General features: G+C 50.6%; 47 protein-coding genes. 40 read left to right on the top strand and 7 right to left on the bottom strand.

Annotated features, from left to right (window positions below; all coding sequences use genetic code 11):
* From ACOTX1_RS22750 to bfr, 3 genes are all read left to right on the top strand, one after another.
* Positions 1-114: elongation factor Tu (locus tag ACOTX1_RS22750; RefSeq protein WP_000607214.1), on the top strand; the 114-nt coding region annotated here is incomplete at its 5' end.
* A 178-nt stretch (positions 115-292) separates the two neighbouring features.
* Positions 293-487 carry a bacterioferritin-associated ferredoxin gene (gene bfd, locus ACOTX1_RS22755; protein ID WP_003863268.1) on the top strand — a complete coding sequence of 65 codons (195 nt, stop codon included), beginning with the start codon at positions 293-295 and terminating at the stop codon, positions 485-487.
* Between the two features lie 72 nt (positions 488-559).
* The gene (gene bfr, locus ACOTX1_RS22760; RefSeq protein WP_003863270.1) at positions 560-1036 is read left to right on the top strand and encodes a bacterioferritin; all 477 of its coding nucleotides are present in this window, start codon (positions 560-562) and stop codon (positions 1034-1036) included.
* Here bfr and ACOTX1_RS22765 read toward each other — a convergent pair.
* A complete protein-coding gene (locus ACOTX1_RS22765; protein WP_003863271.1) occupies positions 1020-1493 on the bottom strand; it encodes a prepilin peptidase in 474 nt (157 codons plus the stop codon). The genes bfr and ACOTX1_RS22765 overlap by 17 nt on opposite strands.
* A 380-nt stretch (positions 1494-1873) precedes the next feature.
* Here ACOTX1_RS22765 and rpsJ point away from each other — a divergent pair, with 380 nt between their 5' ends.
* The 31 genes from rpsJ (at position 1874) to ACOTX1_RS22920 (ending at position 16703) form a co-directional block, all read left to right on the top strand.
* Positions 1874-2185: a 30S ribosomal protein S10 gene (gene rpsJ, locus ACOTX1_RS22770; RefSeq protein ID WP_001181005.1), complete on the top strand. Its 312-nt coding sequence runs from the start codon at positions 1874-1876 to the stop codon at positions 2183-2185.
* A 32-nt stretch (positions 2186-2217) separates the two neighbouring features.
* On the top strand, positions 2218-2847 hold the full coding sequence (rplC, locus tag ACOTX1_RS22775; RefSeq protein WP_003863274.1) for a 50S ribosomal protein L3: 630 nt from the start codon (positions 2218-2220) through the stop codon (positions 2845-2847).
* 10 nt (positions 2848-2857) lie between these two features.
* The gene (rplD, locus tag ACOTX1_RS22780) at positions 2858-3463 is read left to right on the top strand and encodes a 50S ribosomal protein L4 (RefSeq protein WP_000424395.1); all 606 of its coding nucleotides are present in this window, start codon (positions 2858-2860) and stop codon (positions 3461-3463) included.
* Entirely contained in the window at positions 3460-3762 is a 303-nt protein-coding gene (gene rplW / locus ACOTX1_RS22785; protein WP_000617546.1) for a 50S ribosomal protein L23, read from the top strand. Before rplD ends, rplW begins: the two co-directional genes overlap by 4 nt.
* 17 nt (positions 3763-3779) lie before the next feature.
* Positions 3780-4601 (top strand): 50S ribosomal protein L2, encoded by an 822-nt coding sequence (gene rplB / locus ACOTX1_RS22790; RefSeq protein ID WP_000301859.1) that lies wholly within the window; start codon positions 3780-3782, stop codon positions 4599-4601.
* Between the two features lie 16 nt (positions 4602-4617).
* Positions 4618-4896, top strand: coding sequence for a 30S ribosomal protein S19 (rpsS, locus tag ACOTX1_RS22795; protein WP_001138117.1), 279 nt, complete (start codon positions 4618-4620; stop codon positions 4894-4896).
* Positions 4897-4910: 14 nt separating this feature from the next.
* Positions 4911-5243, top strand: a complete 333-nt coding sequence (gene rplV / locus ACOTX1_RS22800; RefSeq protein ID WP_002919773.1) for a 50S ribosomal protein L22 — start codon at positions 4911-4913, stop codon at positions 5241-5243.
* A gap of 17 nt (positions 5244-5260) precedes the next feature.
* Entirely contained in the window at positions 5261-5962 is a 702-nt protein-coding gene (gene rpsC, locus ACOTX1_RS22805) for a 30S ribosomal protein S3 (protein ID WP_000529945.1), read from the top strand.
* 12 nt (positions 5963-5974) lie between these two features.
* Positions 5975-6385 (top strand): 50S ribosomal protein L16, encoded by a 411-nt coding sequence (gene rplP, locus ACOTX1_RS22810; RefSeq protein WP_002919759.1) that lies wholly within the window; start codon positions 5975-5977, stop codon positions 6383-6385.
* On the top strand, positions 6385-6576 hold the full coding sequence (gene rpmC / locus ACOTX1_RS22815) for a 50S ribosomal protein L29 (RefSeq protein ID WP_003863282.1): 192 nt from the start codon (positions 6385-6387) through the stop codon (positions 6574-6576). Before rplP ends, rpmC begins: the two co-directional genes overlap by 1 nt.
* On the top strand, positions 6576-6830 hold the full coding sequence (rpsQ, locus tag ACOTX1_RS22820; protein ID WP_002438707.1) for a 30S ribosomal protein S17: 255 nt from the start codon (positions 6576-6578) through the stop codon (positions 6828-6830). Before rpmC ends, rpsQ begins: the two co-directional genes overlap by 1 nt.
* A 166-nt stretch (positions 6831-6996) precedes the next feature.
* Entirely contained in the window at positions 6997-7368 is a 372-nt protein-coding gene (gene rplN / locus ACOTX1_RS22825; protein ID WP_002919748.1) for a 50S ribosomal protein L14, read from the top strand.
* A gap of 10 nt (positions 7369-7378) precedes the next feature.
* On the top strand, positions 7379-7693 hold the full coding sequence (gene rplX / locus ACOTX1_RS22830) for a 50S ribosomal protein L24 (protein WP_003863287.1): 315 nt from the start codon (positions 7379-7381) through the stop codon (positions 7691-7693).
* A gap of 14 nt (positions 7694-7707) precedes the next feature.
* Positions 7708-8247: a 50S ribosomal protein L5 gene (rplE, locus tag ACOTX1_RS22835; RefSeq protein ID WP_003863290.1), complete on the top strand. Its 540-nt coding sequence runs from the start codon at positions 7708-7710 to the stop codon at positions 8245-8247.
* A gap of 14 nt (positions 8248-8261) precedes the next feature.
* The gene (rpsN, locus tag ACOTX1_RS22840) at positions 8262-8567 is read left to right on the top strand and encodes a 30S ribosomal protein S14 (protein WP_003863291.1); all 306 of its coding nucleotides are present in this window, start codon (positions 8262-8264) and stop codon (positions 8565-8567) included.
* Between the two features lie 30 nt (positions 8568-8597).
* On the top strand, positions 8598-8990 hold the full coding sequence (gene rpsH, locus ACOTX1_RS22845; RefSeq protein ID WP_006178918.1) for a 30S ribosomal protein S8: 393 nt from the start codon (positions 8598-8600) through the stop codon (positions 8988-8990).
* A 12-nt stretch (positions 8991-9002) separates the two neighbouring features.
* A complete protein-coding gene (gene rplF, locus ACOTX1_RS22850; protein WP_003863296.1) occupies positions 9003-9536 on the top strand; it encodes a 50S ribosomal protein L6 in 534 nt (177 codons plus the stop codon).
* Positions 9537-9545: 9 nt separating this feature from the next.
* On the top strand, positions 9546-9899 hold the full coding sequence (rplR, locus tag ACOTX1_RS22855; RefSeq protein ID WP_003863297.1) for a 50S ribosomal protein L18: 354 nt from the start codon (positions 9546-9548) through the stop codon (positions 9897-9899).
* A 14-nt stretch (positions 9900-9913) separates the two neighbouring features.
* On the top strand, positions 9914-10414 hold the full coding sequence (rpsE, locus tag ACOTX1_RS22860) for a 30S ribosomal protein S5 (RefSeq protein ID WP_003863299.1): 501 nt from the start codon (positions 9914-9916) through the stop codon (positions 10412-10414).
* Positions 10415-10420: 6 nt separating this feature from the next.
* Entirely contained in the window at positions 10421-10600 is a 180-nt protein-coding gene (rpmD, locus tag ACOTX1_RS22865; RefSeq protein ID WP_003863301.1) for a 50S ribosomal protein L30, read from the top strand.
* Between the two features lie 3 nt (positions 10601-10603).
* A complete protein-coding gene (rplO, locus tag ACOTX1_RS22870; protein WP_003863304.1) occupies positions 10604-11038 on the top strand; it encodes a 50S ribosomal protein L15 in 435 nt (144 codons plus the stop codon).
* Between the two features lie 7 nt (positions 11039-11045).
* Positions 11046-12377, top strand: a complete 1332-nt coding sequence (secY, locus tag ACOTX1_RS22875) for a preprotein translocase subunit SecY (RefSeq protein ID WP_003863305.1) — start codon at positions 11046-11048, stop codon at positions 12375-12377.
* Between the two features lie 31 nt (positions 12378-12408).
* On the top strand, positions 12409-12525 hold the full coding sequence (gene rpmJ, locus ACOTX1_RS22880; RefSeq protein WP_000868187.1) for a 50S ribosomal protein L36: 117 nt from the start codon (positions 12409-12411) through the stop codon (positions 12523-12525).
* A gap of 146 nt (positions 12526-12671) precedes the next feature.
* Complete coding sequence (gene rpsM / locus ACOTX1_RS22885; RefSeq protein ID WP_003863308.1) at positions 12672-13028, top strand: 30S ribosomal protein S13; 357 nt, start codon at positions 12672-12674, stop codon at positions 13026-13028.
* Positions 13029-13044: 16 nt separating this feature from the next.
* Positions 13045-13434 carry a 30S ribosomal protein S11 gene (gene rpsK / locus ACOTX1_RS22890; RefSeq protein ID WP_003863312.1) on the top strand — a complete coding sequence of 130 codons (390 nt, stop codon included), beginning with the start codon at positions 13045-13047 and terminating at the stop codon, positions 13432-13434.
* 32 nt (positions 13435-13466) lie between these two features.
* Positions 13467-14087, top strand: a complete 621-nt coding sequence (gene rpsD / locus ACOTX1_RS22895; RefSeq protein WP_003863314.1) for a 30S ribosomal protein S4 — start codon at positions 13467-13469, stop codon at positions 14085-14087.
* Between the two features lie 25 nt (positions 14088-14112).
* Entirely contained in the window at positions 14113-15102 is a 990-nt protein-coding gene (locus ACOTX1_RS22900) for a DNA-directed RNA polymerase subunit alpha (RefSeq protein ID WP_002919219.1), read from the top strand.
* Positions 15103-15142: 40 nt separating this feature from the next.
* Positions 15143-15526, top strand: a complete 384-nt coding sequence (gene rplQ / locus ACOTX1_RS22905; protein ID WP_001216368.1) for a 50S ribosomal protein L17 — start codon at positions 15143-15145, stop codon at positions 15524-15526.
* A gap of 107 nt (positions 15527-15633) precedes the next feature.
* Positions 15634-16002 (top strand): DUF1992 domain-containing protein, encoded by a 369-nt coding sequence (locus tag ACOTX1_RS22910; protein WP_023314932.1) that lies wholly within the window; start codon positions 15634-15636, stop codon positions 16000-16002.
* Between the two features lie 2 nt (positions 16003-16004).
* Positions 16005-16430, top strand: a complete 426-nt coding sequence (gene zntR, locus ACOTX1_RS22915) for a Zn(2+)-responsive transcriptional regulator (RefSeq protein WP_003863328.1) — start codon at positions 16005-16007, stop codon at positions 16428-16430.
* A 57-nt stretch (positions 16431-16487) separates the two neighbouring features.
* Positions 16488-16703 (top strand): alternative ribosome-rescue factor A, encoded by a 216-nt coding sequence (locus ACOTX1_RS22920; protein WP_023314931.1) that lies wholly within the window; start codon positions 16488-16490, stop codon positions 16701-16703.
* Here ACOTX1_RS22920 and mscL read toward each other — a convergent pair whose 3' ends face one another.
* From mscL to def, 5 genes are all read right to left on the bottom strand, one after another.
* Positions 16704-17117 carry a large-conductance mechanosensitive channel protein MscL gene (gene mscL / locus ACOTX1_RS22925; protein WP_003863335.1) on the bottom strand — a complete coding sequence of 138 codons (414 nt, stop codon included), beginning with the start codon at positions 17115-17117 and terminating at the stop codon, positions 16704-16706.
* Between the two features lie 145 nt (positions 17118-17262).
* Positions 17263-18639 carry a Trk system potassium transporter TrkA gene (trkA, locus tag ACOTX1_RS22930; RefSeq protein WP_003863337.1) on the bottom strand — a complete coding sequence of 459 codons (1377 nt, stop codon included), beginning with the start codon at positions 18637-18639 and terminating at the stop codon, positions 17263-17265.
* 22 nt (positions 18640-18661) lie between these two features.
* A complete protein-coding gene (rsmB, locus tag ACOTX1_RS22935) occupies positions 18662-19948 on the bottom strand; it encodes a 16S rRNA (cytosine(967)-C(5))-methyltransferase RsmB (RefSeq protein WP_032610139.1) in 1287 nt (428 codons plus the stop codon).
* A 52-nt stretch (positions 19949-20000) separates the two neighbouring features.
* Positions 20001-20948, bottom strand: a complete 948-nt coding sequence (fmt, locus tag ACOTX1_RS22940) for a methionyl-tRNA formyltransferase (protein WP_023314929.1) — start codon at positions 20946-20948, stop codon at positions 20001-20003.
* Positions 20949-20972: 24 nt separating this feature from the next.
* On the bottom strand, positions 20973-21482 hold the full coding sequence (def, locus tag ACOTX1_RS22945; protein ID WP_006812188.1) for a peptide deformylase: 510 nt from the start codon (positions 21480-21482) through the stop codon (positions 20973-20975).
* 127 nt (positions 21483-21609) lie between these two features.
* Here def and dprA point away from each other — a divergent pair, with 127 nt between their 5' ends.
* From dprA to ACOTX1_RS22975, 6 genes are read left to right on the top strand one after another with little or no spacing between them, the layout of a single operon-like run.
* The gene (gene dprA, locus ACOTX1_RS22950; RefSeq protein ID WP_003863350.1) at positions 21610-22734 is read left to right on the top strand and encodes a DNA-protecting protein DprA; all 1125 of its coding nucleotides are present in this window, start codon (positions 21610-21612) and stop codon (positions 22732-22734) included.
* Complete coding sequence (gene smg / locus ACOTX1_RS22955; RefSeq protein ID WP_000460665.1) at positions 22706-23179, top strand: DUF494 family protein Smg; 474 nt, start codon at positions 22706-22708, stop codon at positions 23177-23179. The genes dprA and smg overlap by 29 nt, the downstream gene beginning before the upstream one ends.
* A 26-nt stretch (positions 23180-23205) precedes the next feature.
* Entirely contained in the window at positions 23206-23760 is a 555-nt protein-coding gene (locus tag ACOTX1_RS22960; RefSeq protein ID WP_023314928.1) for a type I DNA topoisomerase, read from the top strand.
* Positions 23753-24325, top strand: a complete 573-nt coding sequence (gene tsaC / locus ACOTX1_RS22965) for an L-threonylcarbamoyladenylate synthase type 1 TsaC (RefSeq protein ID WP_003863353.1) — start codon at positions 23753-23755, stop codon at positions 24323-24325. Before ACOTX1_RS22960 ends, tsaC begins: the two co-directional genes overlap by 8 nt.
* Before the next feature lie 4 nt (positions 24326-24329).
* Positions 24330-25148 carry a shikimate dehydrogenase gene (aroE, locus tag ACOTX1_RS22970; protein WP_023314927.1) on the top strand — a complete coding sequence of 273 codons (819 nt, stop codon included), beginning with the start codon at positions 24330-24332 and terminating at the stop codon, positions 25146-25148.
* Positions 25145-25393, top strand: coding sequence for a DUF1488 domain-containing protein (locus tag ACOTX1_RS22975; RefSeq protein ID WP_003863356.1), 249 nt, complete (start codon positions 25145-25147; stop codon positions 25391-25393). Before aroE ends, ACOTX1_RS22975 begins: the two co-directional genes overlap by 4 nt.
* Here ACOTX1_RS22975 and ACOTX1_RS22980 read toward each other — a convergent pair.
* On the bottom strand, positions 25369-25923 hold the full coding sequence (locus ACOTX1_RS22980) for a gamma carbonic anhydrase family protein (protein ID WP_003863357.1): 555 nt from the start codon (positions 25921-25923) through the stop codon (positions 25369-25371). The two genes, ACOTX1_RS22975 and ACOTX1_RS22980, sit on opposite strands and share 25 nt — an antisense overlap.
* Between the last annotated feature and the right edge of the window lie 343 nt (positions 25924-26266).

Raw genomic sequence — 26266 nt, forward strand, 5'->3', positions numbered from 1 at the left:
AAGATGGTTGTGACTCTGATCCACCCAATCGCGATGGACGACGGTCTGCGTTTCGCAATCCGTGAAGGCGGCCGTACCGTTGGCGCGGGCGTTGTTGCTAAAGTTCTGGGCTAATTAATTATCCCTGAAATAAAAAGGACGCTTCGGCGTCCTTTTTTGTTTTCTACCGTAAAGTCGCTGTCATAAAAATTCGCATTTTTTGTCTTCTCCCGCCACGTATTCCGGCGCCTGTGCTATTGTAATCATAACCATTCTCACTTACACTTTGCGCATATTTTGAACGGGAGTCTTTATGTACGTTTGTTTATGTAATGGTGTAAGCGACAAAAAAATTCGTCAGGCCGTTCGCCAGTTTCAACCACAATCTTTCCAGCAGCTTCGCAAGTTTGTTCCGGTGGGAAATCAATGCGGTAAATGCGTTCGCGCAGCGCGTGAGATCATGCAGGACGAACTGATGCAGATCCCGGAATTCAAAGAGATCGCGTAAGCCTCTATCTTTTTTTTGACATCCCCGTAGCCCGATCTACGCTTCAATGAGTGGAAGCGGAGGGACTATATAATGAAAGGTGATGTTAAAATCATAAGTTATCTCAATAAATTATTGGGAAATGAGCTTGTCGCAATCAATCAGTATTTTCTCCATGCAAGAATGTTCAAAAACTGGGGACTGACTCGCCTCAACGATGTTGAATACCATGAGTCCATTGATGAAATGAAACACGCCGATAAATACATTGAGCGTATTTTATTCCTCGAAGGCATTCCTAACCTACAGGATCTCGGAAAACTGGGCATCGGAGAAGATGTCGAAGAGATGCTGCGTTCTGATCTCCGGCTGGAGCTGGAGGGTGCAAAAGACCTGCGTGAAGCCATTGCCTATGCGGACAGCGTACATGACTACGTCAGCCGCGATATGATGATCCAGATCCTGGCCGATGAAGAAGGGCACATCGACTGGCTTGAGACCGAACTGGATCTCATTAGCAAAATTGGCCTACAGAACTACCTTCAGTCTCAGATCAAAGTGGAAAGTTAATCAGGCTTTCCCAGCCAACGCATAAACCCGCTGCCGCCAGAAATGGCCCAAAAGGCAGTGGGTTTTTTAATGCCTGCTTATCAGGAGTAAACAACGAGAAAGCAACCAGATACAGCAGAGCCATTAACGCGGCTACGAGTGCCAGTACTGGCAGTACACACCAGCCATGCCATGCCCCCAGCGCCGCCAGATATTTTATGTCGCCATATCCCATACCTTCACGTCGGCAGATGAGCCGATATCCCCAATAGATAACGGCGAATCCGGCGTATCCTGCCATCGCACCCACCACCGCGCTCGGCAAAAAATCAGGATGGAGGCAGAGCTGGTAAAGCAGGCCGGTCCATAGCAGCGGGCAAAGAAATTTATCGGGAAGAAGCCCCGTGCGAATATCGGTGCGAACAAGCAAGGCCGATAAAGCAAAATAGATCAGCAGAAAGGGGAGGGACAGTAGCATAGCGAAAGCCTCAAAACGGTTTGAGCGCATACTCGTAATAATCTACATGTCAGGCAATGTGCAAAAACAGCAATTGCGTAGCGGCTTCAGACGAAGAGTTGAGAAGGGATACTTTGCATAAAAAAATGCGAGGCCTTACGCAGAGTACGTCTTTAGCGCTTAATTTCTAAACGGCACTTGCGTCTTCCCCAGATTTACGTATAATGCGCGGGCTTGTCGTAATTGACGGCGGGTTCAATCTGAACCAGAGTAGCTCACTTTGTTACTCAACAATGCTCCCAATTGGGGAGCTACGTAAGAACGGTTACACTCTCCCATCAATCGTAATGGGTTTGAGGAGTAATCATTTTCGTTTATAAAATAATTGGAGCTCTGGTCTCATGCAGAACCAAAGAATCCGTATCCGCCTTAAAGCGTTTGATCATCGTCTGATCGATCAATCAACCGCGGAAATCGTCGAGACTGCTAAGCGCACTGGTGCGCAAGTCCGTGGTCCGATCCCGCTGCCGACCCGCAAAGAGCGCTTTACCGTTCTGATCTCTCCGCACGTTAACAAAGATGCGCGTGATCAGTACGAAATCCGCACTCACAAGCGTCTGGTTGACATCGTTGAGCCAACTGAGAAAACCGTTGATGCTCTGATGCGTCTGGATCTGGCTGCCGGTGTAGACGTGCAGATCAGCCTGGGTTAATCAGGTCATCGAGCGATTGAGAGGTTGAAACAATGATTGGTTTAGTCGGTAAAAAAGTGGGTATGACCCGCATCTTCACTGAAGATGGCGTTTCTATCCCAGTAACCGTAATCGAAGTTGAAGCAAACCGCGTTACTCAGGTTAAAGATCTGGCTAACGATGGCTACCGCGCTATTCAGGTTACCACTGGTGCTAAAAAAGCTAACCGTGTAACCAAACCAGAAGCGGGTCACTTCGCTAAAGCTGGCGTTGAAGCTGGCCGTGGTCTGTGGGAATTCCGTCTTGCTGAAGGCGAAGAGTTCACCGTAGGTCAGGACATTAGCGTTGAGCTGTTTGCTGACGTTAAAAAAGTTGACGTAACCGGTACCTCTAAAGGTAAAGGTTTTGCTGGTACCGTTAAGCGCTGGAACTTCCGTACCCAGGACGCTACTCACGGTAACTCCTTGTCTCACCGCGTTCCGGGTTCTATCGGTCAGAACCAGACTCCGGGCAAAGTGTTCAAAGGCAAGAAAATGGCAGGTCAGCTGGGCAACGAACGTGTAACCGTTCAGAGCCTGGACGTAGTACGTGTTGACGCTGAGCGCAACCTGCTGCTGGTTAAAGGTGCGGTCCCGGGTGCAACCGGTAGCGACCTGATCGTTAAACCAGCTGTGAAGGCGTAAGGGGATAGCAATGGAATTAGTATTGAAAGACGCGCAGAGCGCGCTGACTGTTTCCGAAACTACCTTCGGTCGTGATTTCAACGAAGCGCTGGTTCACCAGGTTGTTGTTGCTTATGCAGCTGGTGCTCGTCAGGGTACTCGTGCTCAGAAGACTCGTGCTGAAGTAACTGGTTCAGGCAAAAAGCCATGGCGCCAGAAAGGTACCGGCCGTGCGCGTTCAGGTTCTATCAAGAGCCCGATCTGGCGTTCAGGTGGCGTGACCTTCGCTGCGCGTCCACAGGACCACAGTCAAAAAGTTAACAAAAAGATGTACCGCGGCGCGCTGAAAAGCATTCTGTCCGAACTGGTACGTCAGGATCGTCTGATCGTTGTCGAGAAGTTCTCTGTTGAAGCGCCTAAAACTAAGCTGCTGGCACAGAAACTGAAAGACATGGCTCTGGAAGATGTGCTGATCATCACCGGTGAGCTGGACGAGAACCTGTTCCTGGCCGCGCGTAACCTGCACAAGGTTGACGTACGCGACGCGACTGGTATCGACCCGGTTAGCCTGATCGCCTTCGACAAAGTCGTAATGACTGCTGATGCTGTTAAGCAAGTTGAGGAGATGCTGGCATGATTCGTGAAGAACGTCTGCTGAAGGTGCTGCGCGCACCGCACGTTTCTGAAAAAGCGTCTACTGCGATGGAAAAAACAAACACCATCGTTCTCAAAGTTGCTAAAGACGCGACCAAAGCAGAGATCAAAGCTGCTGTGCAGAAACTGTTTGAAGTCGAAGTCGAAGTCGTTAACACCCTGGTAGTTAAAGGGAAAGTTAAACGTCACGGACAGCGTATCGGTCGTCGTAGCGACTGGAAAAAAGCTTACGTCACCCTGAAAGAAGGCCAGAACCTGGACTTCGTTGGCGGCGCTGAGTAAGTCGGAGGAGTAATACAATGGCAGTTGTTAAATGTAAACCGACATCTCCGGGTCGTCGCCACGTAGTTAAAGTGGTTAACCCTGAGCTGCACAAGGGCAAACCTTTTGCTCCGTTGCTGGAAAAAAACAGCAAATCCGGTGGTCGTAACAACAATGGCCGTATCACCACTCGTCACATCGGTGGTGGCCACAAGCAGGCTTATCGTATTGTTGACTTCAAACGCAACAAAGACGGTATCCCAGCAGTTGTTGAGCGTCTTGAGTACGATCCGAACCGTTCCGCGAACATCGCGCTGGTTCTGTACAAAGATGGCGAACGCCGTTACATCCTGGCCCCTAAAGGCCTCAAAGCTGGCGACCAGATTCAGTCTGGCGTTGATGCTGCAATCAAAGCAGGCAACACCCTGCCGATGCGCAATATCCCGGTTGGTTCTACCGTTCATAACGTAGAAATGAAACCAGGTAAAGGCGGTCAGCTGGCGCGTTCCGCGGGTACTTACGTTCAGATCGTTGCGCGTGACGGTGCTTATGTCACCCTGCGTCTGCGTTCTGGTGAAATGCGTAAAGTCGAAGCAGACTGCCGCGCTACTCTGGGCGAAGTTGGCAATGCTGAGCATATGCTGCGCGTTCTGGGTAAAGCTGGTGCTGCACGCTGGCGTGGTGTTCGTCCTACCGTTCGCGGTACTGCGATGAACCCAGTCGACCACCCACATGGTGGTGGTGAAGGTCGTAACTTTGGTAAGCACCCGGTAACTCCGTGGGGCGTTCAGACCAAAGGTAAGAAGACCCGCAGCAACAAGCGTACTGATAAATTTATCGTACGTCGCCGTAGCAAATAATTTTAGAGGATAAGCCATGCCACGTTCTCTCAAGAAAGGTCCTTTTATTGACCTGCACTTGCTGAAGAAGGTAGAGAAAGCGGTGGAAAGCGGAGACAAGAAGCCCCTGCGCACTTGGTCCCGTCGTTCAACGATCTTTCCTAACATGATCGGTTTGACCATCGCTGTCCATAATGGTCGTCAGCACGTTCCAGTCTTTGTTACCGACGAAATGGTTGGTCACAAACTGGGTGAATTCGCACCGACTCGTACTTATCGCGGCCACGCTGCTGATAAAAAAGCGAAGAAGAAATAAGGTAGGAGGAAGAGATGGAAACTTTAGCTCAACATCGCCATGCTCGTTCTTCTGCACAGAAGGTTCGCCTTGTTGCTGACCTGATTCGCGGTAAGAAAGTGTCGCAGGCCCTGGACATCCTGACCTATACCAACAAGAAAGCTGCGGTATTGGTCAAGAAAGTACTGGAATCTGCCATTGCTAACGCTGAACACAACGATGGCGCTGACATCGACGATCTGAAAGTCGCGAAAATTTTCGTAGATGAAGGCCCAAGCATGAAGCGCATTATGCCGCGTGCGAAAGGTCGTGCAGATCGCATCCTGAAGCGCACCAGCCACATTACTGTGGTTGTGTCCGATCGCTGAGACTCTGGAGACTAGCAATGGGTCAGAAAGTACATCCTAATGGTATTCGCCTGGGTATTGTAAAACCATGGAACTCTACCTGGTTTGCGAACACCAAAGAATTCGCTGACAACCTGGACAGCGATTTTAAAGTACGTCAGTACCTGACTAAGGAACTGGCTAAAGCGTCTGTATCTCGTATCGTTATCGAGCGTCCAGCTAAGAGCATCCGTGTGACTATTCACACTGCTCGCCCTGGCATCGTTATCGGTAAGAAAGGCGAAGACGTAGAAAAACTGCGCAAGGTCGTAGCGGATATCGCTGGCGTTCCTGCACAGATCAATATCGCTGAAGTTCGTAAGCCTGAACTGGACGCTAAATTGGTTGCTGACAGCATCACTTCTCAGCTGGAACGTCGTGTTATGTTCCGTCGTGCTATGAAGCGTGCTGTACAGAACGCAATGCGTCTGGGCGCTAAAGGTATCAAAGTTGAAGTTAGCGGCCGTCTGGGCGGCGCGGAAATCGCACGTACCGAATGGTACCGCGAAGGTCGCGTACCGCTGCACACTCTGCGTGCTGACATCGACTACAACACCTCTGAAGCGCACACCACTTACGGTGTAATCGGCGTTAAGGTATGGATCTTCAAAGGTGAGATCCTGGGTGGTATGGCTGCTGTTGAACAACCGGAAAAACCGGCTGCTCAACCTAAAAAGCAGCAGCGTAAAGGCCGTAAATAAGGAGCGTCGCTGATGTTACAACCAAAGCGTACAAAATTCCGTAAAGTGCACAAAGGCCGCAACCGTGGTCTGGCGCAGGGTACGGATGTTAGCTTCGGCACTTTCGGTCTGAAAGCTGTTGGCCGTGGTCGTCTGACTGCACGTCAGATCGAAGCAGCACGTCGTGCAATGACCCGTGCAGTTAAGCGTCAAGGTAAGATCTGGATCCGTGTATTCCCGGACAAACCGATCACCGAGAAGCCACTGGAAGTTCGTATGGGTAAAGGTAAAGGTAACGTGGAGTACTGGGTTGCCTTGATCCAACCGGGCAAAGTCCTTTATGAAATGGACGGTGTTCCGGAAGAGCTGGCCCGTGAAGCCTTCGGCCTGGCAGCAGCGAAACTGCCTATCAAAACCACCTTTGTAACTAAGACGGTGATGTAATGAAAGCAAAAGAGCTGCGTGAAAAAAGCGTTGAAGAGCTGAACGCTGAGCTGCTGAACCTGCTGCGTGAGCAGTTCAACCTGCGTATGCAGGCTGCAAGTGGCCAGCTGCAACAGACTCACCTGCTGAAGCAAGTGCGTCGCAATGTTGCGCGCGTTAAGACTTTACTGACTCAGAAGGCGGGTGCGTAATGACCGATAAAATCCGTACTCTGCAAGGTCGTGTTGTTAGCGATAAAATGGAGAAATCCATTGTTGTAGCTATCGAACGTTTTGTGAAACACCCGATCTACGGTAAATTCATCAAGCGTACGACCAAACTGCACGTACATGACGAGAACAACGAATGTGGTATCGGCGACAAGGTTGAAATCCGTGAATGCCGTCCACTGTCCAAGACTAAGTCCTGGACGCTGGTTCGCGTTGTAGAGAAAGCGGTTCTGTAATAGAGTACGCATTCTCAATACGAATAAACGGCTCAGCGATGAGCCGTTTATTTTTTCTACCCATATTGCAGAAGCGGTGTTATAATGCCGCGCCCTCGATATGGGGCTTTTTAACGGCTCTGATTTTAGAGTCTCAGGTAGTAGTTGACATTAGCGGAGCACTAAAATGATCCAAGAACAGACTATGCTGAACGTCGCCGACAACTCCGGTGCACGTCGCGTAATGTGTATCAAGGTTCTGGGTGGCTCGCACCGTCGCTACGCAGGCGTAGGCGACATCATCAAGATCACCATCAAGGAAGCAATTCCACGTGGTAAGGTCAAAAAAGGTGATGTGCTGAAGGCGGTAGTGGTGCGCACCAAGAAGGGTGTTCGTCGCCCTGACGGTTCTGTCATTCGCTTCGATGGTAATGCATGCGTTATTTTAAACAATAACAGCGAGCAGCCTATCGGCACGCGTATCTTTGGGCCGGTAACTCGTGAACTTCGTACTGAGAAGTTCATGAAAATTATCTCTCTGGCACCAGAAGTACTCTAAGGAGCGAATCATGGCAGCGAAAATCCGTCGTGATGACGAAGTTATCGTGTTAACCGGTAAAGATAAAGGTAAACGCGGTAAAGTAAAAAATGTTCTGTCTTCCGGCAAACTCGTCGTTGAAGGTATCAACCTGGTTAAGAAACATCAGAAGCCGGTTCCGGCCCTGAACCAACCAGGCGGCATCGTTGAAAAAGAAGCTGCTATTCAGGTTTCTAACGTTGCAATCTTCAATGCGGCTACCGGTAAGGCTGACCGTGTAGGCTTTAGATTCGAAGACGGTAAAAAAGTCCGTTTCTTCAAGTCTAACAGCGAAACTATCAAGTAATTTGGAGTAGTACGATGGCGAAACTGCATGATTACTACAAAGACGAAGTAGTTAACAAACTCATGACTGAGTTTAACTACAATTCTGTCATGCAAGTCCCTCGGGTCGAGAAGATCACCCTGAACATGGGTGTTGGTGAAGCGATCGCTGACAAGAAACTGCTGGATAACGCAGCAGCTGACCTGACAGCAATCTCCGGTCAAAAACCGCTGATCACCAAAGCACGCAAATCTGTTGCAGGCTTCAAAATCCGTCAGGGCTATCCGATCGGCTGTAAAGTAACTCTGCGTGGCGAACGCATGTGGGAGTTCCTTGAGCGCCTGATCACTATTGCTGTTCCACGTATCCGTGACTTCCGTGGCTTGTCCGCTAAGTCTTTCGACGGTCGTGGTAACTACAGCATGGGTGTCCGTGAGCAGATCATCTTCCCAGAAATCGACTACGATAAAGTCGACCGCGTGCGTGGTTTGGATATTACCATTACCACTACTGCGAAATCTGATGAAGAAGGCCGTGCTCTGCTGGCTGCCTTTGACTTCCCGTTCCGCAAGTAAGGTAGGGTTACTGAATGGCTAAGCAATCAATGAAAGCACGCGAAGTAAAGCGCGTAGCTTTAGCTGATAAATTCTTCGCTAAACGCGCTGAACTGAAAGCGATCATTTCTGATGTGAACGCTTCCGACGAAGATCGTTGGAATGCGGTTCTCAAGCTGCAGTCTCTGCCGCGTGATTCCAGCCCGTCTCGTCAGCGTAACCGCTGTCGTCAAACAGGTCGTCCACATGGTTATGTGGGCAAGTTTGGGTTGAGCCGTATCAAACTGCGTGAAGCCGCCATGCGCGGTGAAGTACCAGGCTTGAAAAAGGCTAGCTGGTAATTACCAATTGAATCACGGGAGTAAAGACAGATGAGCATGCAAGATCCGATCGCGGATATGCTGACCCGTATCCGTAACGGTCAGGCCGCGAACAAAGTTGCGGTCACCATGCCTTCCGCCAAGCTGAAAGTGGCAATTGCCAACGTGCTGAAGGAAGAAGGTTTTATCGAAGATTTTAAAGTTGAAGGCGACACCAAGCCGGAACTGGAACTTACTCTCAAGTATTTCCAGGGTAAAGCTGTTGTAGAAAGCATTCAGCGTGTCAGCCGCCCAGGCCTGCGCATCTATAAGAAAAAAGATGAGCTGCCAAAAGTAATGGCTGGTCTTGGTATCGCAGTTGTTTCTACCTCTAAAGGTGTTATGACTGATCGTGCAGCGCGCCAGGCTGGTCTTGGTGGCGAAATTATCTGCTACGTAGCCTAATCGGAGGAAAGAATGTCTCGTGTTGCTAAAGCACCGGTCGTTATTCCTGCCGGCGTTGATGTAAAAATCGACGGTCAGGTTATTACGATCAAAGGTAAAAACGGCGAGCTGACTCGTACCCTCAACAAAGCTGTTGAAGTTAAACATGCAGATAACGCTCTGACCTTCGGTCCACGTGATGGTTTCGTGGATGGATGGGCTCAGGCTGGTACCGCGCGTGCCCTGCTGAACTCAATGGTTGTTGGTGTTACCGAAGGCTTCACTAAAAAGCTTCAGCTGGTTGGTGTAGGTTATCGTGCAGCTATCAAAGGGAATGCAGTAGGCCTGTCTCTGGGCTTCTCACACCCTGTTGAGCATCCGCTGCCGGCCGGTATCACTGCAGAATGCCCGACTCAGACTGAAATCGTGCTGAAAGGCGCTGATAAACAGCTGATCGGTCAGGTTGCAGCAGATCTGCGCGCCTACCGTCGTCCTGAGCCTTATAAAGGCAAGGGTGTTCGTTACGCCGACGAAGTCGTGCGTACCAAAGAGGCTAAGAAGAAGTAAGGTAACACTATGGATAAGAAATCTGCTCGTATCCGTCGTGCGACCCGCGCACGCCGCAAGCTCAAAGAGCTGGGTGCAACTCGCCTGGTGGTACATCGTACCCCGCGTCATATTTACGCACAGGTAATTGCACCGAACGGTTCTGAAGTTCTGGTAGCTGCTTCTACTGTAGAAAAAGCTATCTCAGAACAATTGAAGTATACCGGTAACAAAGACGCCGCAGCAGCTGTAGGTAAAGCTGTCGCTGAACGCGCTCTGGAAAAAGGCATCAGCAATGTTTCCTTTGACCGTTCCGGGTTCCAATATCATGGTCGTGTCCAGGCACTGGCAGATGCTGCCCGTGAAGCTGGCCTTCAGTTCTAAGGTAGAGGTGTAAGATGGCTCACATCGAAAAACAGGCTGGCGAACTGCAGGAAAAGCTGATCGCGGTAAACCGCGTATCTAAAACCGTTAAAGGTGGTCGTATTTTCTCCTTCACAGCTCTGACTGTAGTGGGTGATGGCAACGGTCGCGTTGGTTTTGGTTACGGTAAAGCGCGTGAAGTTCCAGCAGCGATCCAGAAAGCGATGGAAAAAGCCCGTCGCAATATGATTAACGTCGCGCTGAACAACGGTACCCTGCAACACCCAGTTAAAGGTGTTCACACGGGTTCTCGTGTATTCATGCAGCCAGCTTCCGAAGGTACCGGTATCATCGCCGGTGGTGCAATGCGCGCCGTTCTGGAAGTTGCTGGAGTTCATAACGTTCTGGCTAAAGCATATGGTTCCACCAACCCGATCAACGTGGTTCGTGCAACTATTGATGGCCTGGAAAATATGAATTCTCCAGAAATGGTCGCTGCCAAGCGTGGTAAATCCGTTGAAGAAATTCTGGGGTAATTGACCATGGCAAAGACTATTAAAATCACTCAAACCCGCAGTGCAATCGGTCGTCTGCCGAAACACAAGGCAACGCTGCTTGGCCTGGGTCTGCGTCGTATTGGTCATACCGTTGAGCGCGAGGATACTCCTGCTGTTCGTGGTATGGTCAACGCGGTTTACTTCATGGTTAAAGTTGAGGAGTAAGAGATGCGTTTAAATACTCTGTCTCCGGCCGAAGGCTCTAAAAAGGCGGGTAAACGCCTGGGTCGTGGTATCGGTTCTGGCCTCGGCAAAACCGGTGGTCGTGGTCACAAAGGTCAGAACTCTCGTTCTGGCGGTGGCGTACGTCGCGGTTTCGAGGGTGGCCAGATGCCACTGTACCGTCGTCTGCCGAAGTTCGGCTTCACCTCTCGCAAAGCAGCGATCACAGCGGAAATCCGTCTGTCTGACCTGGCGAAAGTTGAAGGCGGCGTTGTAGACCTGAACACGCTGAAAGCGGCTAACATTATCGGTATCCAGATCGAGTTCGCGAAAGTGATCCTGGCTGGTGAAGTTTCTACTCCGGTAACTGTTCGTGGCCTGCGTGTTACTAAAGGTGCTCGTGCTGCTATCGAAGCTGCTGGCGGTAAAATTGAGGAATAAGTAGCAGATGGCTAAGCAACCGGGATTAGATTTTCAAAGTGCCAAAGGTGGATTTGGCGAGCTGAAACGCAGACTGCTGTTTGTAATCGGCGCGCTGATTGTGTTCCGTATTGGCTCTTTTATTCCGATCCCTGGTATTGATGCCGCTGTACTTGCCAAACTGCTTGAGCAACAGCGAGGCACCATCATTGAAATGTTCAACATGTTCTCTGGTGGTGCTCTCAGCCGTGCTTCTATTTTCGCACTGGGTATTATGCCGTACATTTCGGCATCAATTATTATCCAGCTGCTGACGGTCGTTCATCCGGCCCTGGCAGAGTTGAAGAAAGAAGGGGAGTCTGGACGTCGTAAGATTAGCCAGTACACCCGTTACGGCACTCTGGTGCTGGCAATATTCCAGTCGATCGGTATTGCTACCGGTCTTCCGAATATGCCTGGTATGCAGGGCCTGGTATTAAACCCAGGCTTTGCATTCTATTTCACCGCTGTTGTAAGTCTGGTCACAGGGACCATGTTCCTGATGTGGCTCGGCGAACAGATTACTGAACGAGGTATCGGTAACGGTATCTCAATCATTATCTTCGCCGGTATCGTTGCGGGTCTCCCGCCGGCCATCGCCCATACTATCGAGCAAGCGCGTCAAGGCGACCTGCACTTCCTCCTGTTGCTGTTGGTTGCAGTATTAGTATTTGCAGTGACGTTCTTTGTTGTCTTCGTTGAACGTGGTCAACGCCGCATTGTGGTGAACTACGCTAAACGTCAGCAGGGTCGTCGTGTCTATGCTGCACAGAGCACACATTTACCGCTGAAAGTGAATATGGCGGGGGTTATCCCGGCTATCTTCGCTTCCAGTATTATTCTGTTCCCGGCAACCATCGCGTCATGGTTCGGGGGCGGTACTGGTTGGAACTGGCTGACAACAATTTCGCTGTATTTGCAGCCTGGGCAACCACTTTATGTGTTACTCTATGCGTCTGCGATCATCTTCTTCTGTTTCTTCTACACGGCGTTGGTCTTCAACCCGCGTGAAACAGCAGATAACCTGAAGAAGTCCGGTGCATTTGTACCAGGAATTCGTCCGGGAGAGCAAACGGCGAAGTATATCGATAAAGTAATGACTCGCCTGACTTTGGTTGGTGCGCTTTATATTACTTTTATCTGCCTGATCCCGGAGTTCATGCGTGATGCAATGAAAGTACCGTTCTACTTCGGTGGGACCTCACTGCTTATCGTTGTTGTCGTGATTATGGACTTTATGGCTCAAGTGCAAACTCTGATGATGTCCAGTCAGTATGAGTCTGCATTGAAGAAGGCGAACCTGAAAGGCTACGGCCGCTAACTGGTCGCCTGAGAAGTTACGGAGAGTAAAAATGAAAGTTCGTGCTTCCGTCAAGAAATTATGCCGTAACTGCAAAATCGTTAAGCGTGATGGTGTCATCCGTGTGATTTGCAGTGCCGAGCCGAAGCATAAACAGCGCCAAGGCTGATTATTTCGCATATTTTTCTTGCAAAGTTGGGTTGAGCTGGCTAGATTAGCCAGCCAATCTTTTGTATGTCTGTACGTTTCCATTTGAGTATCCTGAAAACGGGCTTTTCAGCATGGTGCGTACATATTAAATAGTAGGAGTGCATAGTGGCCCGTATAGCAGGCATTAACATTCCTGATCAGAAACATGCTGTGATCGCATTAACTTCGATCTACGGCGTCGGCAAGACCCGTTCTAAAGCCATTCTGGCTGCAGCGGGTATCGCTGAAGATGTTAAGATCAGTGAGCTGTCTGAAGAACAAATCGACACGCTGCGTGACGAAGTTGCCAAATTTGTCGTTGAAGGTGATCTGCGCCGTGAAATCAGCATGAGCATCAAGCGCCTGATGGATCTTGGTTGCTATCGCGGTTTGCGTCATCGTCGTGGTCTGCCAGTACGCGGTCAGCGTACTAAGACCAACGCACGTACCCGTAAGGGTCCGCGCAAACCGATCAAGAAATAATCGGGGTGATTGAATAATGGCAAAGGCACCAGTTCGTGCACGTAAACGTGTAAGAAAACAAGTCTCTGACGGCGTGGCTCATATCCATGCTTCTTTCAACAACACCATCGTTACTATTACTGATCGTCAGGGTAACGCATTGGGTTGGGCAACAGCCGGTGGTTCCGGTTTCCGTGGTTCTCGCAAATCCACTCCGTTCGCAGCTCAGGTTGCAGCAGAGCGTTGCGCTGAAGCCGTAAAAGAATACGGCATCAAGAATCTGGAAGTTATGGTTAAAGGTCCGGGTCCGGGTCGTGAATCTACTGTTCGCGCTCTGAACGCCGCTGGTTTCCGCATCACGAATATTACTGATGTGACTCCGATCCCTCATAACGGTTGTCGTCCGCCGAAAAAACGTCGCGTATAACGCTCGTTTTTTAGGTTAGTTGGAGATAGAAAATGGCAAGATATTTGGGTCCTAAGCTCAAGCTGAGCCGTCGTGAGGGCACCGACTTATTCCTTAAGTCTGGCGTTCGCGCGATCGATACCAAGTGTAAAATTGAACAAGCTCCTGGCCAGCACGGTGCGCGTAAACCGCGTCTGTCTGACTATGGTGTGCAGTTGCGTGAAAAGCAAAAAGTTCGCCGTATCTACGGTGTGCTGGAGCGTCAGTTCCGTAACTACTATAAAGAAGCAGCACGTCTGAAAGGCAACACAGGTGAAAACCTGCTGGCTCTGCTGGAAGGTCGTCTGGACAACGTTGTATACCGTATGGGCTTCGGCGCGACTCGTGCTGAATCACGCCAGCTGGTTAGCCATAAAGCAATCATGGTAAACGGTCGTGTTGTTAACATCGCTTCTTATCAGGTTAAAGCGAATGACGTTGTTAGCATTCGTGAGAAAGCGAAAAAGCAATCTCGCGTGAAAGCCGCTCTGGAGCTGGCTGAGCAGCGTGAAAAGCCAACCTGGCTGGAAGTTGATGCTGGCAAGATGGAAGGTACGTTCAAGCGTCAGCCGGAACGTTCTGATCTGTCTGCGGACATTAACGAACACCTGATCGTCGAGCTTTACTCCAAGTAAAGCTTAGTACCAAAGAGAGGACACAATGCAGGGTTCTGTGACAGAGTTTCTAAAACCGCGCCTGGTAGATATCGAGCAAGTGAGTTCGACGCACGCCAAGGTGACCCTTGAGCCTTTAGAGCGTGGCTTTGGCCATACTCTGGGTAACGCACTGCGCCGTATTCTGCTCTCATCGATGCCGGGTTGCGCGGTGACCGAGGTTGAGATTGATGGTGTACTTCATGAGTACAGCACCAAAGAAGGCGTTCAGGAAGATATCCTTGAAATCCTGCTCAACCTGAAAGGGCTGGCGGTGAGAGTTCAGGGTAAAGATGAAGTTATTCTTACTCTGAATAAATCTGGCATTGGCCCTGTGACTGCAGCCGACATCACCCACGACGGTGATGTTGAAATCGTCAAGCCGCAGCACGTGATCTGCCACCTGACCGATGAGAACGCAGCTATTAGCATGCGTATCAAAGTTCAGCGCGGTCGTGGTTATGTGCCGGCTTCTGCCCGAATTCATTCGGAAGAAGATGAGCGCCCAATCGGCCGTCTGCTGGTCGACGCATGCTACAGCCCTGTAGAGCGTATTGCCTACAATGTTGAAGCAGCGCGTGTAGAACAGCGTACCGACCTGGACAAGCTGGTCATCGAAATGGAAACCAATGGCACAATCGATCCTGAAGAGGCGATTCGTCGTGCGGCAACCATCCTGGCAGAACAACTGGAAGCTTTCGTTGACTTACGTGATGTACGTCAGCCGGAAGTGAAAGAAGAGAAACCAGAATTCGATCCGATCCTGCTGCGCCCTGTTGACGATCTGGAATTGACTGTCCGCTCTGCTAACTGCCTCAAGGCAGAAGCTATCCACTATATCGGTGATCTGGTACAGCGTACCGAGGTTGAGTTGCTGAAAACGCCGAACCTGGGTAAAAAATCTCTTACCGAGATTAAAGACGTGCTGGCTTCACGTGGTCTGTCTCTGGGCATGCGCCTGGAAAACTGGCCACCGGCAAGCATTGCTGACGAGTAACCGGATCACAGGTTAAGGTTTTACTGAGAAGGATAAGGTCATGCGCCATCGTAAGAGTGGTCGTCAACTGAACCGCAACAGCAGCCATCGCCAGGCTATGTTCCGCAACATGGCAGGTTCACTGGTTCGTCATGAAATCATCAAGACGACCCTGCCTAAAGCGAAAGAGCTGCGTCGCGTAGTTGAGCCGCTGATTACTCTTGCCAAGACTGACAGCGTTGCTAATCGTCGTCTGGCATTCGCCCGTACTCGTGATAACGAGATCGTGGCAAAACTGTTTAACGAACTGGGCCCGCGTTTCGCGAGCCGTGCCGGTGGTTACACTCGCATTCTGAAGTGTGGCTTCCGTGCAGGCGACAACGCGCCGATGGCTTACATCGAGCTGGTTGATCGTTCAGAGAAAGCAGAAGCTGCTGCAGAGTAATCTGTAGTAACGTAAAAAAACCCGCCTCGGCGGGTTTTTTTATATCCGCAGAATCTCCACTTATCTACAATGTCTGTATCTTTTCTGCTCACCCCCTGGAGTTCATTATGTGGTTGCTCGATCAGTGGGCTGAACGCCATATTTGCGATGCCCAAAACAAAGGCGAGTTCGAAAATCTTCCCGGCAGCGGTGAGCCGCTGATTCTGGACGATGATTCACATATTCCCCCTGAATTACGGGCCGGTTATCGCTTACTGAAAAACGCAGGTTGTTTACCGCCTGAGCTTCAGCAACGTAATGAAGCCGTCGAGCTTGCCGATCTGCTTAAAGGCATTCATAAGAATGACCCGCGGTACTCTGAAATCAGTCGTCGGTTGGCGCTCATCGAGCTAAAACTGCGCCAGACGGGAATGAATACTGACTTTTTGCATGGTGAGTACAGTGAAAGGTTAATACAAAAAATAAACAAGGAGTAGCCATGTACCGCATAGGTGAACTTGCGAAGCTTGCTAACGTAACGCCGGATACTATCCGCTACTACGAAAAGCAGCAGATGATCGATCATGAGGTCAGAACGGAAGGTGGATTTCGCCTTTATACGGATAACGACCTGCAACGCCTTCGTTTTATCCGCTATGCACGGCAACTCGGCTTCACGCTGGAGTCGATCCGTGAACTGCTGTCGATCCGTATCGATCCTGAACATCATACGTGTCAGGAATCTAAAAGCATCGTTCAGGCCCGGCTGGATGAAGTTGAAGGACGCATTCAGGAACTGCAAGCCATGCAGCGATCTCTGCAAAGGTTAAATGACGCGTGCTGCGGTACCGCTCACAGCAGTGTTTATTGCTCAATACTGGAAGCACTTGAACAGGGTGCCAGTAGTGAAACTCAGGGTTGTTGATTTTTTATTAGCCAGGGAATAGACTCCCGCCGACATTAACTATGCTCAGGAGAAATGATGAGCCGCTATCAGCATACTAAGGGACACATTAAGGATAACGCCATTGAGGCATTGCTTCACGACCCACTTTTCAGACAGCGAGTTGAGAAGAACAAGAAAGGAAAAGGGAGTTATTTACGTAAAGGTAAACATGCACAACGGGGTAACTGGGAGGCCAGTGGCAAGCAAGCTAATCGCTTTTTTACCACTGGCCTTTCTCTTTCTGTCGCCTGATTAAACGCGGTTATTCTGCTCTTTTAACAGATCGCGAATTTCAGTCAGTAAGACTTCTTCTTTAGTTGGTGCTGGCGGGGCAGCAGCCGGTTCTTCTTTTTTACGGTTAAGTCTGTTGATAAGTTTGATCGCCATGAAAATGGCAAATGCCACGATCACGAAATCAAATACGTTCTGAATGAATACGCCGTAGTGCATTACAACCGCAGGGATATCGCCCTGAGCTTCCCGAAGGGTGAAGGCGAATTGTTTGAAATCAATGCCTCCAATCAACAGTCCTAACGGCGGCATAATAATGTCGGCGACTAATGATGAAACGATCTTACCGAACGCCGCACCAATAATGACACCCACAGCCAAATCCACCACATTCCCGCGCATCGCAAATTCGCGAAACTCTTTAATAAAACTCATTATGTTCTCCTTGTGCCAGCTGACGCCTATAAGTTTAACAAATGATTAGCTAATTGCCATTGGGGATAAATAATCGTTATGAAAATAAAAGGCATGAAAATTAGAAGGTTAATATGTGGGTGCTCTCGTCTGAGCACCCAAATCATTACAGGAAGAATGGACTTGGCTGGAATAAACGCTCGACGTCGGTAATAAATTTTTTATCGGTCAGGAACATAATAACGTGGTCACCCTGCTCGATACGTAAATTATCATTGGCGATCATGACATCGTTACCTCGCACTACGGCGCCGATAATGGTGCCTGGTGGAAGTTTAATTTCGTCGATCGCGCGACCAACAACGCGCGACGTCGTTTCATCCCCGTGAGCGACGGCTTCAATGGCTTCAGCAACACCACGACGCAGAGACGACACGCCGACAATATCCGCTTTACGCACATGGCTTAGCAGGGCAGAGATGGTGGCTTGCTGGGGTGAAATAGCAATATCAATTACGCTACCCTGTACCAGGTCGACATAAGCCTTACGCTGGATAAGCACCATTACTTTTTTCGCCCCCATACGTTTAGCGAGCATGGCGGACATAATATTCGCTTCGTCGTCGTTGGTGACGGCAATAAAAAGATCAACCTGATCGATATGCTCTTCGGCCAGTAATTCCTGATCCGAAGCATCGCCATAAAACACGATAGTATTCTGAAGTTTTTCAGCCAGCTCCGACGCGCGCTGTTGATCTCGTTCGATCAGCTTCACGCTGTAGTCTTTTTCCAGCCGTCTCGCCAGACCTGCGCCAATATTACCGCCGCCAACCAGCATAATACGTTTATACGGTTTTTCGAGACGCTGAAGTTCACTCATCACCGCACGGATATGCTGAGAAGCCGCAATAAAGAAGACTTCATCCCCGGCTTCGACAATGGTGGAACCTTGCGGACGAATAGGTCTGTCGTGACGGAAAATCGCCGCAACACGCGTATCGATATGTGGCATATGCTCGCGCATTGTCGACAGGGCATTACCAATCAGCGGGCCGCCGTAATAAGCCTTCACGACCGCCAGGCTTACTTTCCCTTCAGCAAAGTTCACAACCTGCAACGCGCCCGGGTACTCAATCAGACGATAAATACTGTCGATAACCAACTGCTCAGGGGCAATAAGATGGTCGATAGGTACTGCTTCGGAATTAAACAGCTTTTCCGCATCCCGGACATAGTCCGGGGAGCGAATGCGGGCGATGCGGTTCGGTGTGTTGAACAGCGAGTAGGCCACCTGGCATGCAACCATGTTGGTTTCATCAGAACTGGTTACTGCAACCAGCATGTCGGCATCGTCCGCGCCCGCCTCACGAAGCACTCGAGGATGAGAGCCGTGCCCCTGCACAACACGAAGATCAAACTTGTCCTGCAAAACGCGCAGGCGATCGCCATTGGTATCCACAATGGTGATATCGTTGTTTTCGCCCACGAGATTTTCCGCCAGCGTTCCGCCAACTTGCCCTGCGCCCAGAATGATAATTTTCATCTTTCGTGACCTGTTCTCAACATCACTCTTTGATTAGCTTAGCGTAAAAGAAGCCATCACCCTCTTCTGCGCCCGGCAGGTTTTGCAGACCCGGGTGCTCAGGTGTTCCCGTATCATGCAGCGTCGCGTCCGGGGTGCGCTTCAGGAAAGCCGCAATTTGCTGACTGTTTTCTTCCGGAAGAACAGAGCAGGTTGCATACACCAGGGTTCCGCCGGGTTTGAGATGCGGCCAGATGGCATCCAGAATTTCGGATTGCAACTGGGCAAGCTCCTTGATATCACGATCGCGACGCAGCCATTTGATATCGGGATGACGACGAATTACGCCGGTTGCAGAGCAGGGGGCGTCCAGCAAAATACGATCGAACCGGGTATCACCACACCAGTCTGCGGGTTTACGTCCATCGCCTTGCTTAACCTGTGCTTTCATACCCAGACGCTTGAGGTTGTCATAGACGCGTGAAAGACGCTGCTCATCAACATCCACGGCCATCACGCAGGCCTGCGGCGCCACTTCCAGAATGTGCGTTGTTTTTCCCCCTGGCGCTGCACAAAGATCAAGGATCTGCTCCCCGTCTTTCGGTTCAAGCCAGGCCATGCACCCCTGAGCGGATGCGTCCTGTACCGTTACCCAGCCCTCTTCAAAACCGGGTAATGCATGTACCGGTGCAGGGGAGGCTAAACGAACCGCATCAGGATAAGCCGCGTGTGTGAAGCCGCTCATTCCGGTCTCTTCCAGCAGGGCCAGCCATGCGTCGCGGGTATGATGGTTACGATTGACGCGTAACCACATCGGCGGACGTTGGTTATTGGCATCCACAATGTCTTGCCATTGCTGTGGGTAGGCTTTTTTAAGGCGATTCAGCAGCCATTCTGGATGCAGGAAGCGCGCTTCGCTTTGCGCAAATTCTGCCAGCAGTTCGTCCTGCTGACGCTGGAACTGACGCAGCACGCCGTTAATCAATCCTTTCAGCTGGGGACGTTTAATCGCAACGGCACCTTCCACTGTCTCAGCCAGCGCAGCATGAGGTGGAATGCGGGTATGAAGAAGCTGGTAGAAACCGACCATGATCAAATAATGCACGGTACGTTGCTTGCCGCTCATCGGGCGTGACATCAGCTTATTAATTAACCATTCAAGCTGAGAGAGGGTACGCAGCACGCCAAAGCACAGCTCCTGAAGCAGCGCTTTATCTTTATCGGAAACCTTTTGTTGCAGTGGAGGCAGGACATTACTCAGTGACTGGCCCTGCTCAATAACCTGCTCAACGGCCTGAGCCGCCATAGTGCGTAGATTTTGTCTTTTCATAACCGTAAAAATAAAAATGCCCGGAAACACCGGGCCTTAAGAGTAAATTTGTTCAGGCAAGACGATTGCCAGGGATGAACCATTCACGACGGGAATTTAATAGATCCTGCGCGCTCATTGCCTTTTTACCGGCCGGTTGCAGCGATTCAAGATTCAGGATCCCTTCTCCGGTCGCAACCTGGATACCGTTTTTGCTGGCGTCGATAATCGTACCGGGCTCTGCTGATGTATTGCCGTTAATAACTGAAGCTTTCCAGACTTTCACTGGCTGCTCATCAATCATCAACCAGCTCATCGGCCACGGATTAAAGGCGCGGATGCAGCGTTCGAGTTGAGCTGCTGACAGGGACCAGTCGATCCGGGCTTCTTCTTTACTCAGTTTTTCAGCATAGGTCACCTGTGCCTCATCCTGCACTTCAGGTGTCGCTGTATTGTCAGCAAGCTGTTGCAACGTCTCAATCAGCCCCTGCGGACCGAGAGCCGCCAGCTTGTCATACAGCGTGGCGCTGGTATCTTCTGCGGTAATGGAACACGCCAGTTTATACAGCATGTCGCCCGTGTCTAAACCTACGTCCATCTTCATGATTGTCACGCCAGTTTCAGCATCGCCTGCCCACAGAGCGCGCTGAATAGGGGCTGCACCGCGCCAGCGTGGGAGCAAAGAACCATGAACGTTAACACAGCCCAGGCGGGGCATATCGAGTACCGCTTTTGGCAGAATGAGGCCGTAAGCCACAACTACCATCACGTCAGCGTTCAGGTCTGCCACTAACTGCTGGTTTTCCTCAGGTCGTAATGACGCTGGCTGGAATACCGGTAAACCATGCGTTTCTGCCAGTACTTTAACCGGGCCAGGCATCAGTTTTTTACCGCGGCCAGCCGGTCGATCCGGCTGAGTAAATACGCCAACAATCTGATGACCAGACGATAGCAGCGCGTCGAGATGACGCGCTGCAAAATCAGGGGTACCCGCGAAGATTATACGTAGTGATGTAGACACGTTATTCCTTGTATCCGGGGGGCGTTAAGCGCGAGAACGCAAACGATCCAGTTTCTCAACTTTCTGACGAATACGCTGTTGCTTCAGAGGTGAGAGGTAATCGATAAACAGTTTACCGACCAGGTGATCCATCTCATGCTGAATGCAAATCGCCAGCAGATCGTCGGCTTCCAGCTCAAACGGATTGCCGTCACGATCCAGTGCGCGAATTTTAACTTTTTCGGCACGTGGCACCAAAGCGCGCTGTTCAGGGATAGACAGACAGCCTTCCTCAATGCCTGTTTCGCCGCTTTTTTCAAGCAGTTCAGGGTTGATCAGCACCAGACGCTCATCGCGATTTTCAGAAACGTCGATCACGATAATACGCTTGTGAATGTCTACCTGGGTCGCCGCCAGGCCAATGCCTTCTTCAGCGTACATGGTATCGAACATATCATCGACGATACGCTGAATTTCTGCATTCACTTCTTTAACCGGTTCCGCGACGATGCGAAGACGCTCGTCAGGAATATGTAACACTTGCAAAACTGCCATAAATTTCCAGAGTCGTGTTCAGGAGTTGATAAGAATATTACTTCTATTCTAGACAAATCCCCGGTCGATTGACAGCATCAGTGACCAATCGCAAAGATTGCTGAGGCTGCTTATGGCAGGGAAAAGGATGACGTCCACAGAGATATGGTTACGGCTTATAAACATCGGGTCGTTATACGGTGACGCGATGCTGGAGATTGCGCAGAGGCTGCTTCGCCAGGCAACCGTTGATGCTGAAGCTGTCAACGCGGCAGGGCTTTCGCCCAAACATGCCGTAAAGTTTTTTTCGTTCAGCGAGAGTGAGCTTGAACGTAGTCTGGAATGGCTTGAACACACCGACAACCACCTTCTCACGGCGGATGATCCTCGTTTTCCGCCATTGTTGCGTTCTATACCTGATTTTCCCGGGGCGCTCTTTGTGCGAGGCCGCGTCGACGTGCTTAATAGCATGCAGCTTGCGGTTGTGGGCAGCCGTGCGCCCTCGTGGTACGGCGAGCGTTGGGGGAAAATGCTCAGTGAACAGCTGTCCCAATGTGGCTTTACGATCACCAGTGGCCTGGCTTGCGGCATCGACGGTGTGGCACATCATGCGGCGTTGTCAGCAAAAGGGCGAAGTGTCGCCGTGCTTGGCAATGGTCTTTTTAGTCTCTATCCGCGTCGTCATCACATTCTGGCTGAGCAACTTATCGCTTCTGAGGGGGCGATAGTATCTGAGTTTTCACTTTCGACATCGCCCAGACCGGGTAACTTTCCACGGCGTAACCGGATCATCAGCGGGTTAAGCCAGGGCGTGCTGGTGGTCGAAGCTGCGATTCGAAGTGGATCGCTGGTTACTGCAAGGTGCGCACTGGAGCAGGGGCGTGAAGTTTTTGCGCTGCCCGGCCCGTTGGGGAACCCTGGCTGCGAAGGCCCTCACTGGCTGATAAAACAGGGGGCGACGCTGGTGACCTGTAAAGAGGATATCCTGGAAAATTTGCAGTATGGATTGCATTGGTTGCAGGATGATCTCCAAAAGCGACATATTTCATCGGATCAGGAGGCCGTAGCATTGCCATTTCCCAAGCTCCTGGCTAACGTAGGAGATGAGGTAACACCTGTTGACGTTGTCGCTGAACGTGCCGGCCAACCTGTGCCAGTAACGGTAGCACAGCTACTCGAACTGGAGTTAGCAGGGTGGATCGCAGCTGTACCCGGCGGCTATGTCCGATTAAGGAGGGCATGCCATGTTCGACGTACTGATGTATTTGTTTGAGACTTACATCCACAACGAAGCAGAAATGCAGGTGGATCAGGACAAATTAACACGGGATCTGACCGACGCAGGTTTTGAGCGGGAAGATATTTATAATGCGTTGATGTGGCTGGATAAGTTGGCTGATTATCAGGACGGCCTCGCCGAACCGATGCAGCTTGCTTCTGACCCATTGTCTGTGCGCATCTATACAGCTGAAGAGTGTGAAAGGCTGGATGCCAGCTGCCGGGGATTCATTTTATTCCTCGAGCAGATTCAGGTGCTAAACCTCGAAACGAGAGAGATGGTGATAGAGCGCGTCATGGCGCTGGATACTGCTGAATTTGAACTGGAAGATCTGAAATGGGTGATCCTGATGGTGCTGTTCAACATTCCAGGCTGTGAAAATGCCTATCAGCAAATGGAAGAATTACTCTTTGAAGTGAATGAAGGTATGCTGCATTAATTCTATGTGCAGCAACAAGAGTTGTTATGGCCAAATCAGCACTCTTCACGGTGCATAAAAACGAGCCCTGCCCACAGTGTGGGGCTGAACTTGTTATTCGGTCCGGGAAACACGGTCCGTTTCTCGGTTGTTCACACTATCCGGAATGTGATTATGTCCGTCCCCTGAAGAGCCAGGCGGACGGACATATCGTCAAAATTCTGGAGGGACAGCTTTGTCCGCTCTGCGGCGGCGAACTGGCGCTGCGGCAGGGGCGGTTCGGGATGTTTATCGGATGCAGCCGCTACCCGGAATGTGATCATACGGAACAAATTGATAAACCAGATGAAACGGCAATTGCCTGCCCTCAGTGCCAGCGTGGTCAATTGGTGCAGCGCCGCTCTCGTTATGGTAAGACCTTCCATTCGTGCGATCGCTATCCTGAATGCCAGTTCGTTATCAATTTCAAACCAGTAGCGGGCGTCTGCCATAATTGCGATTATCCGTTACTTATAGAAAAGAAAACCGCGCAAGGCTTGAAACGCTTTTGCGCCAGTAAACAATGTGGAAAGCCGGTTTCGGCGGATCAAATCAGTGAATAATAACCTGCCATCAGGCTCCATCGCGCAGGCGGTGGAAATCCTGAAAAAAGAAGAAGTCATCGCCTATCCAACAGAAGCCGTTTTCGGGGTCGGGTGCGATCCTGACAGCGAAGTCGCCGTTAACCGTCTGCTGGCGCTAAAACAACGGCCTGTCGAAAAAGGATTGATTTTGATCGCTGCGAACTACGCGCAGCTTAAGCCTTATATTGATGATTCCATGCTGACGCCTGCACAGCGGGAAACCATTTTCTCTGCGTGGCCTGGTCCCGTGACGTTTGTTTTTCCTGCACAACCGACAACGCCGCGCTGGTTAACCGGGCGTTTCGATTCACTTGCGGTACGCGTTACCGACCATCCGCTGGTGGTGGAGTTATGCCAGGCATTTGGTAAACCTCTGGTTTCAACCAGCGCCAACCTGACCGGGCTTCCCCCCTGTCGGACAACCGAAGAAGTTCTGGCGCAGTTCGGGAGTGATTTCCCGGTAGCCGTCGGTGAAACCGGTGGCCGTCTTAACCCGTCAGAAATTCGCGATGCCTTGACCGGCGAACGTTTTCGCCAGGGATAATGTGATGGAAACCTATGCTGTTTTTGGTAACCCGATCGCGCACAGCAAGTCGCCTCTGATCCATCAGCTGTTTGCAGAGCAATTGCAGATAGATCACCCATATGGTCGGGTTCTTGCGCCTGTTGATGCATTTTTACCGACGCTAAATAGCTTTTTTGTTGCGGGCGGTAAAGGTGCGAACGTTACGGTGCCTTTTAAAGAAGAGGCTTTCGGGCGTGCGGATGAGCTGACCGAGCGTGCGTCGCTCGCTGGTGCCGTCAATACTCTTAAGCGGCTCGAAGATGGTCGCCTTCTGGGCGATAACACCGATGGCATAGGTTTACTCAGCGATCTGGAGCGACTGTCGTTTATTAAACCAGGCTTTCGGATCCTGCTGATCGGTGCGGGTGGCGCGTCGCGCGGCGTATTGCTTCCTCTTCTTTCGCTGGATTGTGCGGTGACAATCACCAACCGTACTTTCTCCAGAGCAGAAGAGCTGGCGGCGTTGTTCGCACACACAGGCAGCGTAGCTGCGGTAGCACTTGAGGATCTCGCGGGTCACGAATTTGATCTTGTGATTAATGCCACCTCAAGCGGTATTAATGGAGAGATCCCGGCGATTCCTGCATCCCTGGTTCATTCCCACATCTACGCCTATGACATGTTTTATCAAAAAGGGAAAACGCCATTTCTGACCTGGTGCGAACAACAGGGGGCAAAACATGTGGCTGATGGTCTGGGCATGCTGGTGGGGCAGGCGGCTCATGCGGTGCTACTCTGGCATGGCGTGTTACCTGCTGTAGAACCGGTGATCGAAAAGCTGAAACAGGAACTGATGGCATGAATCAGGCGATTCATTTTCCCGACAGAGAAATCTGGGATGAAAACAAGCAAGCGGTGTGTTTCCCGGTGCTGGTGCATGGAATGCAGCTCACCTGTGCGATTAAAGGGGAGACGTTGCTTCAGCGCTTTGGTGGTTCAGATCCGTTAGCGGTCTTTTGTGAAAATCGCTGGGATCTGGAAGAGGAAGCCAGCGATTTGATCCGCGTACAGCAGGAAGACGATCAGGGCTGGGTCTGGTTATCCTGATCCAGATAGTCATTCTTCCATTTAACGTAATTGTTCGCTGAGTATTTCAATCCTTCGATCTCCGCCTCTTTTAGGGGGCGGATCTGTTTAACCGGACTGCCTAAATAGAGATAGCCACTTTCCAGGCGTTTGTTTTGCGGAACTAGGCTTCCTGCGCCAATCATTACGTCATCTTCTACTATGACGCCATCCAGCAAAATCGATCCCATCCCAACGAGAACCCTGTTACCGATTGTGCAGCCGTGGAGCATTACTTTATGACCGACGGTAACATCTTCCCCAATGATGAGCGGATTGCCCTCAGGGTTATAAGATGACTTATGAGTCACATGCAGCACGCTGCCGTCCTGAATATTGGTGCGTGCACCGATTGCAACATAGTTAACATCGCCCCGGATCGCGACGAGTGGCCAGATGCTGACATCATCGGCCATGCGAACATCACCAATGACCACGCTGCTGGCATCGATCATCACGCGATCGCCTTTTTGGGGGAACAGATCTTTATAAGGACGTAATACTGCAAACATATCTACCTCGATACAGATGAGCGCTATTAAAGAAGACTTTGATCGTATTCCTGGATCGAGGCAAGGCAAAATGCGTCAATTTTTAAGCGGATCGGGTGGGTTTTCAGCGAAAAGCACGGAAAATCATCAGTTGGAAAAAAAGATCTAAAAAATACTTGTGCTAAAAACTGGGATCCCTATAATGCGCCTCCATCGACACGGCGGATGTGAATCACTTCACAAACAACCCGGTCGGTTGAAGAGAAAAAATCCTGAAAATCAGGGTTGACTCTGAAAGAGGAAAGCGTAATATACGCCACCTCGCGACAGAGCGCTGAAGCGCGTCGCAACTGCTCTTTAACAA

This window comes from Enterobacter cloacae complex sp. IR5401, assembly GCF_049238425.1.
Classification (GTDB): Bacteria; Pseudomonadota; Gammaproteobacteria; order Enterobacterales; family Enterobacteriaceae; genus Enterobacter; species Enterobacter hormaechei_C.